This is a genomic window from Burkholderia stabilis (assembly GCF_001742165.1).
Lineage (GTDB): Bacteria > Pseudomonadota > Gammaproteobacteria > Burkholderiales > Burkholderiaceae > Burkholderia > Burkholderia stabilis.
Genome location: NZ_CP016443.1, coordinates 1,557,188 through 1,571,425, shown reverse-complemented (window position 1 = coordinate 1,571,425; position 14,238 = coordinate 1,557,188). Strand labels below are relative to the sequence as shown.

Sequence of the window (14,238 nt, the reverse complement as noted above, 5' to 3'; positions counted from 1 at the left end):
GACGCAGATGAGTACAGTCATTTCCGTTCGCCGCCCGGCCGCCGACGCTTCGTTCGGCCAGGCGCTGAAAAATGCCGTGGCCGCCGCGCTCCTGACGGCGATCCTCACGATCCCGGTGCTCGGCCTGCAGTTGAAGCTCGACGGCTACCAGGTCGTGCTCACGCCGCACTGGCGGCCGGTGTGGATCGCGGTCGCGGCCGTGTTCCTGTTCCAGTTGTTCAAGCCGTGGCTCGTGCGCGCGAAATCGGCGGTGAAGCTGCCGGCGATGCCCGCGATGGGCGCGCAGCAGCAGCGCGTGGTCGTGTGGGTGCTGCTCGCGGTCGGGCTCGTGTGGCCGTTCTTCGGTTCGCGCGGTGCGGTCGACGTGGCGACGCTCGCGCTGATCTACGTGATCCTCGGTCTCGGGCTGAACATCGTCGTCGGTTTCGCGGGGCTGCTCGATCTCGGGTATGTCGGGTTCTACGCGGTCGGCGGTTATACGTACGCGATGCTGAACCAGTATTTCGGGCTGTCGTTCTGGGAGTGCCTGCCGCTCGCCGCGATCGCGGCGGCGACGTTCGGTTTCCTGCTCGGCTTCCCGGTGCTGCGCCTGCGCGGCGACTATCTCGCGATCGTCACGCTCGGCTTCGGCGAAATCATCCGCCTGCTCGCGAACAACCTGACGAGCCTCACCGGCGGCCCGGACGGCATCTCGGGCATCTCGAAGCCGACGGTGTTCGGCTTCGAGATGGCGCGCTCGGCGAGCGTCGAAGGCGCGAAGACTTTCCATGAACTGATCGGGCTGGAATACAGCGGCGAGCACATGGTGATCTTCCTGTACCTGATCGCGCTGCTCTTGGTCGGCTTTACGCTGTTCGTGACGAGCCGTCTGATCCGCATGCCGATGGGCCGCGCGTGGGAAGCGCTGCGCGACGACGAGATCGCCTGCCGTTCGCTCGGGCTGAACCCGACGCGCATCAAGCTGTCGGCGTTCACGCTCGGCGCGTCGTTCGCGGGCCTCGGCGGCGCGTTCTTCGCGGCGCGCCAGGGCCTCGTGAATCCTGAATCGTTCACCTTCATCGAGTCGGCGCTGATCCTCGCGATCGTCGTGCTCGGCGGGATGGGCTCGCAGCTCGGCGTGATTCTCGCGGCGATCCTGCTGACCGTGCTGCCGGAAGTCGCGCGCGGCTTCGCCGAGTACCGGATGCTGATCTTCGGTCTCGTGATGGTGTTGATGATGATGTGGCGTCCGCAGGGCCTGTTGCCCGCGAGCCGTCCCCACGTGGAGCTGCCGCAATGAGCGCGAATGCAGAACTGTTGAAGGTCGCCGGGCTGCAGATGCGCTTCGGCGGGTTGCTCGCGGTGGACGGCATCGATTTCGACGTGCGCCGCGATGAGGTGTTCGCGATCATCGGGCCGAACGGCGCGGGCAAGACCACGGTGTTCAACTGCGTCGGCGGCTTTTACAAGCCGACTTCCGGCGCGGTCGAACTCGACGGTCACCAGATCGCCGGGCTGCCGAGCCACAAGATCGCGCTGAAGGGGTTGGTGCGCACGTTCCAGAACATTCGCCTGTTCAAGTCGCTGACCGTCGTCGAGAACCTGCTCGTCGCGCAGCATCGCAAGGTGAAGGCGGGGCTGCTGCCCGGCCTGTTCTCGACGCCCGCGTATCGCCGCGCGGAGAAGGAAGCGCTCGAACGCGCGGCCGTGTGGCTCGACCGGATGGGGCTGAAGTCGGTCGCCAACCGGCCGGCGGGCACGCTGTCGTACGGGCATCAGCGGCGTCTGGAAATCGCGCGCTGCATGATTACCGAGCCGCGTCTGTTGATGCTCGACGAGCCGGCGGCCGGCCTCAACCCGCAGGAAAAGATCGAGCTGCAGCACCTGATCGACAAGCTGCGCCGCGAGTTCGGCGTGTCGGTGCTGTTGATCGAACACGACATGAGCCTCGTGATGGGCGTGTCGGACCGCATCCTCGTGATGGAGCACGGCCGGCCGATCGTGATCGGCACGCCGGAAGCGGTCCGCAACGACCCGCGCGTGATCAAGGCGTATCTGGGGGAAGAGTGATGCTGAAGCTGGAACAGGTCCATACGCACTACGGCGCGGTCGAGGCGCTCGCGGGCGTGTCGATCGAGGTGAACAAGGGCGAGATCGTCACGCTGATCGGCAGCAACGGCGCCGGCAAGACGACGCTGATGATGACCGTGTGCGGCACGCCGCGCGCATCGTCGGGCCGCGTGACGTTCGAGGGCAAGGACATCACCGGGATGTCGACGCACCAGATCATGCGGCAGGGGATGGCGATTTCGCCGGAAGGGCGGCGCGTGTTCCCGAGTCTGACGGTGCTCGAAAACCTGAAGATGGGCGGCTTCTTCGCGAGCCGTCACGAGATCGACGACGGGATCGAGCACGTGTTCAAGCTGTTTCCGCGCTTGAAGGAACGCGCGGCGCAGCGGGCCGGCACGATGTCGGGCGGCGAGCAGCAGATGCTGGCGATCGGCCGTGCGCTGATGAGCAAGCCGCGCTTGCTGCTGCTCGATGAGCCGACGCTCGGCCTTGCGCCGCTCGTGATCGCGCAGATCTTCGACATCATCCGGACGATTCGCGACGAAGGCGTCACGGTGTTCCTCGTCGAGCAGAACGCGAACAAGGCGCTCGGTGTGGCCGATCGCGGGTACGTGCTCGAAACGGGGCGCGTCGTGCTCGCCGATACGGGCGCGAACCTGCTCGCGAACGATCGGATCAAGCAGGCGTATCTCGGCGGGTGACGTCGAACGCCGCCGATCCGGGCGGGATCGGCGGCGTATCCGGCATGTTGCAAAATCTGTAGCCGTTTCAGCTTCGATCGTAGCTAAAACGGCTACATTCAGTTTACCGGTCCGGATCGATATGAGGGTTCGGCGGCACTATGCCTTGTAGCCAATTCGGCTACAATCGTAGCCAATCATGCTACGATCCCTCGCCTCGACCCTATTTAGTGACTACCGGCGCCGCGTGCTGGGCCTGCTGTTGTTGCGGCCCGACCAGGCGTTGCACGTCCGCGAAATCGCCCGTTTGACGGGCACCACACCGGGCACCTTGCACAAGGAACTGAGCAAGCTGGCCGAAGCCGGCATCCTGAGCCGGGACCGGCAGGGCAATCAGGTGGTCTATCGCGCCGATCGAAGCTGCCCGATCTACGAGGAGCTGGCCTCGATCATGCGAAAGACCTCGGGCATGGCCGACGTGCTGTCTGAAGCGCTGCTCCCTTGCGCCGGGCAAATTGCCGTTGCGTTCGTGTTCGGTTCGGTCGCACGTGGTCAGGAGACGGCGGGCAGCGATGTCGACGTGATGGTGATCGGTTCGGTCGGTTTCGCAACGGTGGTCCAGGTGCTTTACGACGCCCAGGCAACGTTGGGGCGGGATATCAATCCCCAGGTACTGTCGCCCGACGAGTTTCGTGAGGGTGTCGGCAGGCAAGACGCGTTCTTGCGGGACGTGCTTGGAAAACCCAAGATTTTCTTGATCGGTAGCGACCATGACCTTGCAGAACTTGCTGGGCCTTAGCCTCGATACGGTTCAGCCGGACCGGGAACAAGCGATGCGGCTGCTGGCTGCCGCGGAGCGAAATCTCGCCGATGCGCAACTCGCAGGATTGAGCAACGAAAATCGCTTTGACGCGGCCTACAAGGCAGTCATGCAACTTGCGATGCTGGCGTTGCATGCGAACCGGTTTTCGGACGATGACGAGCCGGCCCGGACACCACCAGACAGCGATCCAGACGCTTCCTCAGACGATCGGTTTGCCGACTCCTCGCATGATCGTGCTCGACGCGCTGCGCAAGCAGCGCAATCTGTCCGATTACTCCGGAGACGTGGTTCAAGCGTCCGCGGTCAATGAGTGTTTTGCCAGTGCGACTGCGCTCATGGCCGACGTGAAGGCGTGGTTGGCGGCGAACAAACCCGAGTTGCTGGAAGCGCAATAGCCGCGGCGGTTCTGACGAGCCGTCGTACCAGGACTTCGACGGCGATCTCGGGCAATGCTCGTCACACGACACGATTTGCAGAGGAAACCGATGAAGGTCAAACGGATCGTCGCCAACGTCGATACTCATTCGGTCGACGACGCGAAACGCTTCTACCAACGGATCTTCGATCTCGACCTGCTGATGGACCACGGCTGGATCGCGACCTACGGCAATGCCGAGCAAATGGATGTGCAGATCAGCTTCGCATCGCAGGGCGGATCGGGCACGCCGACGCCGGATCTGTCGATCGAGGTCGACGATCTCGACGAAGCGCTTGCGCGGGTTCATGCGGCCGGCATTCCCGTCGAATACGGCCCGGCCGACGAGCCGTGGGGCGTCCGGCGGTTTTACGTGCGCGATCCGTTCGGCAAACTGGTCAACGTGCTCGCGCATCTTTGACGCGCAGTGGCGGCATGCGCGGCCCCGGCTTCACGCATGCAACGCCAGCCCCTTCACGGCCTTGTCCACGGCCTTTTTCGGCCCGTGCAACGCAAGGCCGACCCAATCAGGATTCGCCGCATCTTCGGCGCGAAACGCTTCGCGGTTGGCCGCGTCGTGCCCGGTCGAGAACATCGCGCGCACGTAAGGCACGATCGTGAGTTCGCGCGACAGCGCCTGCCGGTGCGCGGCCTGCAAGCCGTTCAAGTCGGCCGCGAACACCAGCATCGGCTGGCCCAACATCCTGCCGTAGCGATTTCCGGCCGCATCCTCGTAAGGCTCGCCGAGCGCCTCGGGCGCGCCGGCCGCGACGCCCGTCGCGAGAAACGCGACGACATTGAGTTTCTGCCACGCTGCGAGATCGTCGCGCACGATCAGCGCCACCTTGGTATCGAACATGATTGCTCCTCGTTGAAGCACGCATGATCGGATGCCGCGCGCGATCAGTCTGGAACGTTTGTGCACAGTTGCCGGTACGCGGCCGGCGTGATCCGGTACGCGCGGCGGAACCAGCGGCCCAAGTGGCTCTGGTCGGCGAAACCGACGTCCGCGGCGGCCTGCGCGGGCGTGCGGCCGGCCGCCAGCAATCGGCGCGCGGCGCGCAGCCGCAAGCGCACCAGGTATGCATGCGGCGACGTGCCGAACGCGCGCTGGAACATCCGCGTGAGCCGGAACCGGTCGATTCCGGCGACGCTGGCCAGCTCGTCGAGCCCGAGGTTGCCGTCCATCTGCGCGTGAAGCAGGTCGCGCACGCGCACGATCGCGGGCGGCACGACGCCGCTTTCCAGCACGAGCGGGCCGCGCAGTTCGCCGCCGAGGCGCGTCAGCAGGCGGTCGAGCGTCTGGTCGCGCGCGAGCCTGCCTTCGTTGCCGTGAATCGCGAAAAACGCATGCCGGATCGCATCGACAAGGCCGCGATCGTCGACGAGCGTGTGGCCGAACGCGGCTTCGACGCCGCCGAGGCCCGGCAGGTCGAGCCGGCGCGCGGCGCGCTCGACCCACGCTTGCGGCAGGTACAGCATCCCGTAGGTGAAGCCGCCGGCTTCGGGTGCATGGCCGTCGTGCAGCGCACCCGGCTCGATCAGGATCGCGCGACCCGGCACGCTCGTATGCAGCGACCGGTGACACTGGAATTGCTGCACGCCCTGTTCGGTGAAGCCGACCAGCATGTCGTCGTGATCGTGCGCATCGTATGCATGGCCATTGAAATGCGCATGCAGGCTTTCGATGCCGGTTTCCTGATCGCGCCGCGCGACGAGCCAGTGGTCGTTCGTGGCGATGTCCCTGGCCGTGGTCGTCATCGCGTGCCTCGAGCGTCGTCGATGCGTGACCGGCCGTGCAGGCAGGCCGCGCGATGCCGGTTGCGTGCGCGGTTCATGCTTCGCTCACCGCCGCGCGTTCGTCCCGCGCATACTGCGCCGGCGGCCGCCCGACGTGCCGCGTGAACGCGACGCTGAATGTGCTCGCGGAGCTGTAGCCGACGCGCCCGGCAATCTCGGCGATGCGACCTTCGTTGCGGCGGAGCAGGTCCTTCGCGAGCGCCATGCGCCACGTGAGCAGGTATTCCATCGGCGCGACGCCGACCGCGCGGCTGAAGCGTTCGAAGAAAGTCGAGCGCGACAGCGCCGCTTCCTTCGCCAGTTCGACGATCGTCCACGGATGCGCGGGGCGTTCGTGCATCCGGCGGATCGCGGCCGCGAGCCGGATATCGGCGAGCCCGCGCACGAGGCCGGGCGATGCGTTCGTCTCGGTCGTGAACCGCAGCGCCTCGATCAGCAGCACTTCCAGCAGCCGCGCCAGCACGATCTCGCGCGCGGGCCGCTGCGCGCGTGATTCGTCGCGCACCAGTTGCACGAGCGTGGTGAGCCGCGGTTCGCCGCGCACGTGCACGAATTGGGGCAGTAGCGACACCAGCAGCGCGGCGTCGGGCGAACCGAAGCTGCAGTTGCCGACCATCATCCGCGTATCGACCGGGTTGCCCGGCTCGCCGACCCGGAATTCGCCGGTGTCGAGCACGACCGGCGGCCCCGTTTCGACGCCCGGCGGCTGCGGTTCGAAGCTCGACATCGCGACGCCGTAGGCCGCCGGAATCAGCATGAAATCGCCGGACCGCAGCTCGATCGGCGCGTGCCCGTCGATCGCGATCCGGCACCCGCCGTCGAGGATCGCGCAATAGAACGGCTCGCCGGCGACCGTGCGGTTGACGGACCAGGGGCTCGCGCCTTGAACGGTCTTGGAGTGCCGCGCGCCCGGTTGCAGCAGCGTCACGACTTCGGTCAGCGGGTCGGTCATCGCCGGACGCTCGCAAAAGAAAATCGGATTTTCGATTGTAGCGAATACGGAGCCGGCCATCTATCGTACGGACACATGCCCAACACACCCCAGGAGTTCGCATGAAAACCGTATTGATTACCGGCTGTTCCTCCGGCTTCGGCCTCGAGATCGCGCGCCATTTTCTGGCGCGCGACTGGCAGGTCGTCGCGACGATGCGCACGCCGCGCGAAGACGTGTTGCCGCCGTCGGAGCGCCTGCGCGTGCTGGCGCTCGACGTGACGAACGAGGACAGCATCCGCGCTGCGATCGACGCGGCCGGCCCGATCGACGTGCTCGTCAACAACGCGGGTTTCGGCGCGGCCGCGCCGGCCGAGCTCACGCCGCTCGATACGGTGCGCGCGCTGTTCGAAACCAACACGATCGGTACGATCGCCGTCACGCAAGCCGTGCTGCCGCAGTTTCGCCGGCGCGGGGCCGGCGTGGTCGTGAACGTCACGTCGAGCGTCACGCTGAAGGTGTTGCCGCTGGTCAGCGCGTACCGGGCCAGCAAGGCGGCCGCCAATGCATTCACCGAATCGATGGCGGTCGAACTCGAACCGTTCGGCGTGCGCGTGCATCTGGTGCTGCCGGGTCGCGCGCCCGACACGCGTTTCGGCGACAACGCGCGTGCGCACATGTACGGCTTCGAACACGAGGCGTATGCGGAATTCGCCGGGAAGGCCGTCGCACGCATGCTCGACGGGGCGGGGCCGGTCACCCATGCGCAGGATGTCGCCGAAGCGGTGTGGCGCGCGGCGACCGATCCGTCGAGCCCGATGCGTATCCCGGCCGGCGCCGATGCCGAAGCGTGGGCGGCCGAAGCGCGCTGATCGCTCCGGGTTCCTGATGCGTCGCGCCGGTTGGCTGAACCGGCGCGACGGGTCACGTGAAGTTGCGAAGGCCCGTTACAGCGCGCGTGCGATCGCCTGTTCCAGCAGCGACAGGCCGAGATCGATTTCCGCTTCGCTGACCGTCAGCGGCGGCGCGATCCGGAACACGCCGCCCATGCCGGGCAACTGCACGATGTTCATGCTGAGCCCGAGGTTCATGCACTCGCGCGTGATCTTCGCGCCGAGCCCGTCCGCCGGTTCTTTCGTCCGACGATCCTTCACGATCTCGACGCCCAGCAGCAATCCGCGTCCGCGCACGTCGCCGATGCAGTCGAACTTCTCCATCAGGTCGAGCAGGCCGCGCCTGAGCCGGTCGCCCATCACGTTCGCGCGTGCGACGAGCCCGTCGCGCTGCACGACGTCCAGCACGCGCAGGCCGACGGCCGCGGGCAGCGGATCGGACACGTGCGTCGTGTAGAACAGATAGCCCAGCTCGTGCGCACGTTCCTCGATCGCGGCGGACGTCACGATCGCCGCGAGCGGTAGCCCGGCGCCGAGCGTTTTCGACAGCGTCAGGATGTCGGGCGTCACGCCGTCGCGCTGGCACGCGAACATCGTGCCGGTGCGCCCGACGCCGGTTTGCGCCTCGTCGAGGATCAGCAGCATCCCGCGTTCCTCGCACTTGCGCTTGAGCGCGGCCATGTAGCCTTCCGGCAGCTCGATGATCCCGCCCGAACTGAGGATCGGCTCCGCGATGAACGCCGCGAGGTTGCCGCTCGACTGGCGGTCGATCAGGTCGAACGCGTAGTCGAGTTCGGCGAGAGTGTCGTAGGCGCCGTTGCGCTCGAAGCGCGGCCGGTACGTGAACGGCGCCGGAATCGCGAACGAGCCGACGGCGGCCGGGCCGACGCCCTTGCGCCCGGCGCTGTACGTGGCCGATGCGGCCGCGCCCGTCATCCCGTGCCACGACTGCGCGAACCCGACGATCTCGTACTTGCCGGTGACGAGCTTCGCCATCCGGATCGCCGCTTCGTTCGATTCCGCGCCGGTGCTGAGCAGCAGCGCGCGATCGAGCCCGTCGGGCGTGATGTCGGCGAGGCGCGTCGCGAGGTCGACCACCGGCCGCGACAGCATCCCGCTGAACAGGTGATCGAGCTTGCCCGCGTATTCGGTGATGACGGAGACGATCTCCGGATGGCTGTGGCCGAGCACCGCGCTCATCTGTCCCGATGTGAAATCGAGGATCGCGCGGCCGTCGGCGTCGTAGACGAAGCTGCCTTGCGCGCGCTCGATGATCATCGGCTCGAACGTGCCGCCATAGCGGACCAGGTGCTGCCTGGCGTTGCGCCAGAAGGTTGCGTCGTCGTTCAGGGACATCGGGCGTCTCCGGGCAAAGGGGCAGGGATCGCTTGCAGTCTAGGCGCGCGTCTGGTTTGATGGAAACGAATAGTTCTTATGCAAGCTAGAAAAGGGGCTAATACCTTGGGTCTGTCGCTCGAAATCGACCTGCTGCGTTCGTTCGTCGTGATCGCCGAGATGCGCGCGTTGAGCCGCGCGGCCGCGCGCGTCGGCCGCACGCAATCCGCGCTCAGCCAGCAGATGAAGCGGCTCGAGGAAGTCGTCGACCAGCCGCTGTTCCAGCGCACCGGGCGCGGCGTGGTGCTGACCCATCCGGGCGAGCGGCTGCTCGTGCATGCGCAGCGCATCCTGCGGCTGCATGACGAGGCGATGGCCGACCTGTGCGGTACGGGTTTGTCGGGGACCATCCGGTTCGGCTGCCCGGACGATTACGCCGAGGTGTTTTTGCCGTCGCTGTTGCGGCAGTTTTCGAGCCAGCATCCGCAGGCGATCGTCGAAGTCGTGTGCGGGCCGACGCCGCGGCTGCTCGAACAGCTCGACAAGCGCGCGGTCGATCTCGCGATGATTTCGCTGCCGGACGGTTCGAGCGACGACATCATTCGGCGTGAGCAACTGGTGTGGATCGGTTATCCGGGGCTGGAGCCCGCGCATTTCGATCCGCTGCCGCTCGCGCTTTCCGATCGCGACACGCTCGATCACATCGCCGCCTGCGATGCGCTGGATCGTGCCGGCCGCGATTACCGCGTCGCGTATGCGAGCAGCAGCCTCGCGGGGCTGATCGCGCTGGTGCGTTCGGGGCAGGCGTTTGCCGTGATGACGCAGACGGCGGTGCCGTCCGATCTGGCGATCGTCAACGGCGATCCGAGGTTGCCGCCGTTGCCGGCGGTGGGCATTACGCTGAAGTTCGACCGGAAACGGCCGTCGCATCTGACGGCGGCGTTCGCCGAGCATATCCGGCTCACGCTGCCGTTGCTGTGATGGGTATGGCCGCCACGGCGGCGTCGCATCAGTCGGCCATCGTCGAGGCCGACACTTTCGCATGCGCATCCGCTGCCGCATCGCGCACCCGGATCGCCGCCTGCATGCCCGACAGCTTCAGTTCGGTTTCCTGATATTCGTTGACCGGCTCCGAATCGGCGACGATGCCGCAGCCCGCGAACAGCCTGCAAGCGCCGCCTGCGACCAGCGCGGAGCGCAGCGCGACGACGAAGTCGCCGTTACCGTGCGCGTCGATCCAGCCGATGGGCGCCGCATACCAGCCGCGATCGAAGCCTTCATGCGCGCGGATGTGGGCGAGCGCGGCACTGCGCGGATGGCCGGCCACCGCCGGCGTCGGATGCAGCGCGGCGACGACCTGCAGCAGCGTTGCGTCCGCATTCAGCGTCGCGCGGATCGGCGTGCTCAGGTGTTGAAGCTTCGGCAGCCGGTGCAGCGACGGCTGAGCAGGCACGTCGAGCGCGCGCGACAGCGGCGCGAGCGCGGCGCGGATCGCGTCGACGACGAGCGCGTGTTCGAGCCGTTCCTTCGACGACGCCATCAGCGCCTCGCCGAGTGCGCGGTCGTCGTCGGGCGTCGCGCCGCGCCGGATCGTGCCGGCCAGTGCATGCGTACGGACGTCGCCGGCCGCAACGCGCGCGAGCCGTTCCGGCGTCGCGCCGACGAAGCAGGCGCCCGCGCGGCTCACGGCGAACAGGTGCGCATGCGCGTCGCGCCGCCGAAGCCGGCGCAGCAGCGGCGCGATCGCGATGGGCCGCGCGTATTGTTCGAGCACGTCGCGCGCGAGCACGACCTTGCCGAATGCGCCGCCATGAATCGCATCCACCGCGCGCTTGACTTCGTGCTGCCATTCGCTCGCCTGAAGTGCTTGCGTATGCAACAGATGCGGCGCTTCGTCGTCGGTTGCCGGCGCGAGTGCGCCGAGCGATTCGATGCGTGCGAGACACGCATGCGCGAGCGCGGCCGGATCGTCATGCGCGGCGACGACGTGCTGACAGACGGCCCAGTGCGCATCGCCTTCGCGCACGATCAGCAGCCTGGCGAGCGTCATGCTCGCGTCGGGAAACGGCGCCCAGTGCGCGCTGCGCGAGCCGCCCGAATCGAACCGGAAGCCGCCGACGAGGCGCGGCGGCTGCGGGCCGGCCGTGACGGCGTGGCGGGTGAGCGTGCGCCAGCGCGCGTCGATCTGCGCGAAGCGCGTGTCGCCGGTCGCGGTCAGTTCGAGCGCGCAGTCCCAGCCGAACAGCGCGACGGAGGCATCGCCCGCTTCGTGGAAGAACCACGGCGTGACGTCGTCGTCCCACGCGGCGATCAGGTCGAAAAAGTCCAGCGGCCTCAGCGGCACCGACACCGACGCGAGCGTCGGCTCGCCGGTGTCGGCGGCGCGGCGGGCCGCACGCGCGAACGTATCGTGCAGCAGCGGCAGGCCGGCGTTCATGCGAGCCCCCGTTGACGTCGCCAGTACTGCGTTTGCTGCGCGATGTACCACGCGATCAGGTTTGCGAACAGCGTCTCGACGTAGTCGGCATCGAGGCCGGCCTGTTCGGCCCAGCGGCGCCGGTCAGGCAGCATCGCGGCCACGCGTTCCGGCGCGGCGATGCTCGCTTCGTCGGGCTTGAAGCGCGAGGCGGCCTTCACGTACTGCATGCGCAGGCCGAGTGTTTCGACGAGGTCGGCGTCCAGGCGATCGATGGCTTCGCGAATGTCGGCGAGCCCCGTGCAGGCGTCCGGTGTCTTCATGTGAACTCCTTTCCGTAACGGAGGGAATGGTCGATCCGTTCGACCAGATGGGCGATCAGCGCCGGGTACTGGTGCCGCAGGTAGAAGTGGTCGCCGTCGAACGTCGCGATGCGGATCGGGCGCGACGCGACGTCCTGCCACGCATGCGCCTCGTCGTTGTCGAGTTCGGAATCGGCGAGCGGCAGCATCACGCCGAGCGGCGTGTCGAGCCGCGGCGGCCGGTCGCGGCGATACGTCTCGATCGCGCGATAGTCGTGGCGGATCATCGGCAGGTAGATCGCGCGCATTTCCGGATCGGCGAGCAGCGCGGCGTGCTCGCCGGACAGCCGCGCGACGTCGCCGAGCAGTGCGTCGTCGGGTTGCAGGTGCAGGTCCGACAAACGCTGGCGATGCGGCGGCGGCAGTGCGGAGACGGCCACGTAAATCGGCGCGTTGCCGCGCGCTTCGAGCCGCAACGCGACCTCGTACGCGAGCGCCGCGCCGAGGCTGTGCCCGAACAGCACGAGCGGGGCGTGCGCGTAGCGTTGCAGCGCGTCGGCGGCGGGGCCGGCGAGCGCGTCGATCGACGACAGGCACGGCTCGCCGAACCGCTCGTCACGGCCCGGATACTGAAGCGCGAGCAGATCGATGTCCCACGGCAGCGCGCGGCTCCAGCCGCGAAAGAAGTTCGCGGTGCCGCCGGCGTGCGGGAAGCACACGAGTTGCGCGCGCGGGCAGGGCGACAGGCGCAGTTCCCGGACCCAGTTCGACTCGGAAGTACGCGCGTTCATGCGGCGGCCGCCTGCAACTGGCGGCGCAGCAGGTCGCGCAGCGATTTCTTGCTGGTCTTGCCGATGCCGGTTTCCGGAAAGCGCGGCATGAACTCGATGCGATCAGGAATCTTGAAGGCGGCGAGCCCGCGGTCGCGCAGGTACCGCTTCAGCACCAGCCGCGTCGGCGCGGGCGTGCGTGCGACGACGAACGCGCACGTGCGCTCGCCGAGCAGCGCGTCGGGCATCGCGACCACCGCCGCGTCGTGCACCTGCGGATGCGCAAGCAACAGGTTTTCCACTTCCTCGGCCGACACCTTCTCGCCGCCGCGGTTGATCTGGTCCTTGTCGCGTCCTTCGACGACGAGGTCGCCGTCCGCGGTGCGCCGCACGCGGTCGCCGCTGCGGTAGAAGCCGTCGGCCGTGAAAGCCGTCGCGTCGTGTTCGGCGAGCCGGTAGTAGCCGCGTATCGTGTACGGGCCGCGCACCTGCAACTCGCCGATCTCGCCGGGCGCGACCGGTTCGCCGGCGTCGTCGACGATCCGCACTTCGTCTGCGTCCGACACCGGGCGGCCCTGCGTATGCGCGATGCGCTCCGGCGAATCGTCGAGCCGCGTGCAGCAGATGAGCCCTTCGGCCATGCCGAACACCTGCTGCAACCGGCAGCCGAGCACGGGCGTCACGCGCGCCGCTGCGTGATCCATCAATCGCGCACCGCCGACCTGCAGCACGCGCAGGCTCGACAGGTCGGCCTGCCGCTGCGGTTGCTCGTCGAGCCACAGCAGCGCGAGCGGCGGCACGAGCGCGGTATGCGTGACGCGTTCCTGTGCGATCAGCGCGAAGCTCTGTTCGGGCTCGGGCCGCATCGTCGTGACGACGCGGCCGCCCGCGAGCAGCGCGCCGATCGTGCCGGGGCAGCACAGCGTGAAGTTGTGCGCCATCGGCAGCGCGGCGAGATACACGGTGTCGGCGTCGAAGCCGCTTGCGGCGCTGCACGCGCGCACGTTGTACAGGTATTCGCGATGGCGGCGCGGAATCAGTTTCGGTGTGCCGGTCGTGCCGCCCGACAGCTGGAAGCACGCGATGTCGTCGGCGCGCGCCGCGCATTCGTGCAGGGGCGGCGCGTCGTACAGCGCGTCGAACGGTGTGAACGCGTGATCGTCGCCGGCCATCACGACGTGTTCGAGCGCCGGGCAGTCGGCCTGCAACGCGGCCGCGAGCGGCCGGCAGTCGAAATCGCCGAGCGTGGACGCGCACAGGTACGCCCGCGCATCGGCGAAGCGGCAGAACGCGCCGATCTCGTAGTGACGGTGCGCGGGCAGCGCGAGCACCGGCCGCACGCCGAGCTGGAACAGCGCGAAGCACGTCTCGATGAAGCGCGCGCCGTTCGGCAAATGGACGACGACCGCGTCGCCGCGCGCGAGGCCGAGGCGCGCGAGGCCGCCCGCGAGCCGCCGGACGCGCGCCAGCAGGTCGCGATAGCTCAGGCGGCATGCGCCGTCGACGATCGCAATCGCATCGGGATCACGCTGCGCGCACGCATCGAGCGCGTCGAAGAACGTCGTGTCCTGCCAGTAGCCGGCGTCGCGATAGCGGCGCGCGAAGTCGTCGGGCCAGTCGGGCGCGTCGGCCGGCATGGCCGGCGCCGGGGAAAAAAGGGTGGAAGTCATGCGCTGACCTTGGGTTCCGGCAAGTTGTCAGAAAATGTAAATGAGAGGTATTATCATTTGGAAAGTGCGCCGCGATGGCGCCGTTTCTTTTGATATCGCGGCAATTTCATTCGATCGGGCGCCTGTCGCGGGGCGCTCGCCCGGCCCGGCCCGA

General features: G+C 67.7%; 16 protein-coding genes. 8 read left to right on the top strand and 8 right to left on the bottom strand.

Features of this window, described 5'->3' with window-relative positions; translation table 11 throughout:
- Positions 1–7 precede the first annotated feature (7 nt).
- From BBJ41_RS24960 to BBJ41_RS24935, 6 genes are all read left to right on the top strand, one after another.
- Positions 8–1,279, top strand: a complete 1,272-nt coding sequence (locus BBJ41_RS24960) for a high-affinity branched-chain amino acid ABC transporter permease LivM (RefSeq protein WP_069748922.1) — start codon at positions 8–10, stop codon at positions 1,277–1,279.
- On the top strand, positions 1,276–2,049 hold the full coding sequence (gene livG, locus BBJ41_RS24955) for a high-affinity branched-chain amino acid ABC transporter ATP-binding protein LivG (RefSeq protein ID WP_069748921.1): 774 nt from the start codon (positions 1,276–1,278) through the stop codon (positions 2,047–2,049). The genes BBJ41_RS24960 and livG overlap by 4 nt, the downstream gene beginning before the upstream one ends.
- Positions 2,049–2,750, top strand: coding sequence for an ABC transporter ATP-binding protein (locus tag BBJ41_RS24950; protein WP_069748920.1), 702 nt, complete (start codon positions 2,049–2,051; stop codon positions 2,748–2,750). Before livG ends, BBJ41_RS24950 begins: the two co-directional genes overlap by 1 nt.
- A gap of 178 nt (positions 2,751–2,928) precedes the next feature.
- Positions 2,929–3,528, top strand: a complete 600-nt coding sequence (locus BBJ41_RS24945; protein ID WP_069748919.1) for a nucleotidyltransferase domain-containing protein — start codon at positions 2,929–2,931, stop codon at positions 3,526–3,528.
- A gap of 251 nt (positions 3,529–3,779) precedes the next feature.
- Complete coding sequence (locus BBJ41_RS41680; protein ID WP_236872144.1) at positions 3,780–3,947, top strand: hypothetical protein; 168 nt, start codon at positions 3,780–3,782, stop codon at positions 3,945–3,947.
- Positions 3,948–4,037: 90 nt separating this feature from the next.
- Entirely contained in the window at positions 4,038–4,388 is a 351-nt protein-coding gene (locus BBJ41_RS24935) for a VOC family protein (protein ID WP_069748918.1), read from the top strand.
- 30 nt (positions 4,389–4,418) lie between these two features.
- Here the strand turns inward: BBJ41_RS24935 and BBJ41_RS24930 are convergent, their stop codons facing one another.
- From BBJ41_RS24930 to BBJ41_RS24920, 3 genes are all read right to left on the bottom strand, one after another.
- On the bottom strand, positions 4,419–4,826 hold the full coding sequence (locus BBJ41_RS24930; protein ID WP_069748917.1) for a DUF2000 domain-containing protein: 408 nt from the start codon (positions 4,824–4,826) through the stop codon (positions 4,419–4,421).
- A 44-nt stretch (positions 4,827–4,870) separates the two neighbouring features.
- Positions 4,871–5,728 (bottom strand): AraC family transcriptional regulator, encoded by an 858-nt coding sequence (locus BBJ41_RS24925; protein WP_069748916.1) that lies wholly within the window; start codon positions 5,726–5,728, stop codon positions 4,871–4,873.
- A 73-nt stretch (positions 5,729–5,801) separates the two neighbouring features.
- A complete protein-coding gene (locus tag BBJ41_RS24920) occupies positions 5,802–6,779 on the bottom strand; it encodes an AraC family transcriptional regulator (RefSeq protein WP_069748915.1) in 978 nt (325 codons plus the stop codon).
- A 41-nt stretch (positions 6,780–6,820) separates the two neighbouring features.
- On the opposite strand from BBJ41_RS24920, the gene BBJ41_RS24915 reads away from it, so the two are divergent.
- Positions 6,821–7,570 (top strand): SDR family oxidoreductase, encoded by a 750-nt coding sequence (locus tag BBJ41_RS24915; RefSeq protein ID WP_069748914.1) that lies wholly within the window; start codon positions 6,821–6,823, stop codon positions 7,568–7,570.
- A gap of 75 nt (positions 7,571–7,645) precedes the next feature.
- Here BBJ41_RS24915 and BBJ41_RS24910 read toward each other — a convergent pair whose 3' ends face one another.
- Complete coding sequence (locus BBJ41_RS24910) at positions 7,646–8,947, bottom strand: aspartate aminotransferase family protein (protein WP_069748913.1); 1,302 nt, start codon at positions 8,945–8,947, stop codon at positions 7,646–7,648.
- 78 nt (positions 8,948–9,025) lie between these two features.
- Here BBJ41_RS24910 and BBJ41_RS24905 point away from each other — a divergent pair, with 78 nt between their 5' ends.
- A complete protein-coding gene (locus tag BBJ41_RS24905; RefSeq protein WP_069748912.1) occupies positions 9,026–9,907 on the top strand; it encodes a LysR family transcriptional regulator in 882 nt (293 codons plus the stop codon).
- Between the two features lie 28 nt (positions 9,908–9,935).
- Here BBJ41_RS24905 and BBJ41_RS24900 read toward each other — a convergent pair whose 3' ends face one another.
- The 4 genes from BBJ41_RS24900 to BBJ41_RS24885 are packed head-to-tail and all read right to left on the bottom strand — an operon-like array spanning position 9,936 to position 14,084.
- Positions 9,936–11,363, bottom strand: a complete 1,428-nt coding sequence (locus tag BBJ41_RS24900; RefSeq protein WP_069748911.1) for an isochorismate synthase — start codon at positions 11,361–11,363, stop codon at positions 9,936–9,938.
- Positions 11,360–11,665, bottom strand: coding sequence for an isochorismate lyase (locus tag BBJ41_RS24895; RefSeq protein ID WP_069748910.1), 306 nt, complete (start codon positions 11,663–11,665; stop codon positions 11,360–11,362). The genes BBJ41_RS24900 and BBJ41_RS24895 overlap by 4 nt, the downstream gene beginning before the upstream one ends.
- Positions 11,662–12,435, bottom strand: coding sequence for a thioesterase II family protein (locus BBJ41_RS24890; protein ID WP_069748909.1), 774 nt, complete (start codon positions 12,433–12,435; stop codon positions 11,662–11,664). The genes BBJ41_RS24895 and BBJ41_RS24890 overlap by 4 nt, the downstream gene beginning before the upstream one ends.
- Complete coding sequence (locus BBJ41_RS24885) at positions 12,432–14,084, bottom strand: (2,3-dihydroxybenzoyl)adenylate synthase (protein ID WP_069748908.1); 1,653 nt, start codon at positions 14,082–14,084, stop codon at positions 12,432–12,434. Before BBJ41_RS24885 ends, BBJ41_RS24890 begins: the two co-directional genes overlap by 4 nt.
- Positions 14,085–14,238 lie beyond the last annotated feature (154 nt).

Bases quoted from the DNA above. Each gene is read 5' to 3' on its own strand.
- BBJ41_RS24885 (WP_069748908.1), bottom strand. From the start codon at position 14,084: ATGACTTCCACCCTTTTTTCCCCGGCGCCGGCCATGCCGGCCGACGCG.
- BBJ41_RS24950 (WP_069748920.1), top strand. From the start codon at position 2,049: ATGCTGAAGCTGGAACAGGTCCATACGCACTACGGCGCGGTCGAGGCG.
- BBJ41_RS24945 (WP_069748919.1), top strand. From the start codon at position 2,929: ATGCTACGATCCCTCGCCTCGACCCTATTTAGTGACTACCGGCGCCGC.
- BBJ41_RS24895 (WP_069748910.1), bottom strand. From the start codon at position 11,665: ATGAAGACACCGGACGCCTGCACGGGGCTCGCCGACATTCGCGAAGCC.
- BBJ41_RS24930 (WP_069748917.1), bottom strand. From the start codon at position 4,826: ATGTTCGATACCAAGGTGGCGCTGATCGTGCGCGACGATCTCGCAGCG.
- BBJ41_RS24900 (WP_069748911.1), bottom strand. From the start codon at position 11,363: ATGAACGCCGGCCTGCCGCTGCTGCACGATACGTTCGCGCGTGCGGCC.
- BBJ41_RS24960 (WP_069748922.1), top strand. From the start codon at position 8: ATGAGTACAGTCATTTCCGTTCGCCGCCCGGCCGCCGACGCTTCGTTC.
- BBJ41_RS24935 (WP_069748918.1), top strand. From the start codon at position 4,038: ATGAAGGTCAAACGGATCGTCGCCAACGTCGATACTCATTCGGTCGAC.
- BBJ41_RS24920 (WP_069748915.1), bottom strand. From the start codon at position 6,779: ATGGCCGGCTCCGTATTCGCTACAATCGAAAATCCGATTTTCTTTTGC.
- BBJ41_RS24905 (WP_069748912.1), top strand. From the start codon at position 9,026: ATGCAAGCTAGAAAAGGGGCTAATACCTTGGGTCTGTCGCTCGAAATC.
- BBJ41_RS24910 (WP_069748913.1), bottom strand. From the start codon at position 8,947: ATGTCCCTGAACGACGACGCAACCTTCTGGCGCAACGCCAGGCAGCAC.
- livG (WP_069748921.1), top strand. From the start codon at position 1,276: ATGAGCGCGAATGCAGAACTGTTGAAGGTCGCCGGGCTGCAGATGCGC.
- BBJ41_RS24925 (WP_069748916.1), bottom strand. From the start codon at position 5,728: ATGACGACCACGGCCAGGGACATCGCCACGAACGACCACTGGCTCGTC.
- BBJ41_RS41680 (WP_236872144.1), top strand. From the start codon at position 3,780: ATGATCGTGCTCGACGCGCTGCGCAAGCAGCGCAATCTGTCCGATTAC.
- BBJ41_RS24890 (WP_069748909.1), bottom strand. From the start codon at position 12,435: ATGAACGCGCGTACTTCCGAGTCGAACTGGGTCCGGGAACTGCGCCTG.
- BBJ41_RS24915 (WP_069748914.1), top strand. From the start codon at position 6,821: ATGAAAACCGTATTGATTACCGGCTGTTCCTCCGGCTTCGGCCTCGAG.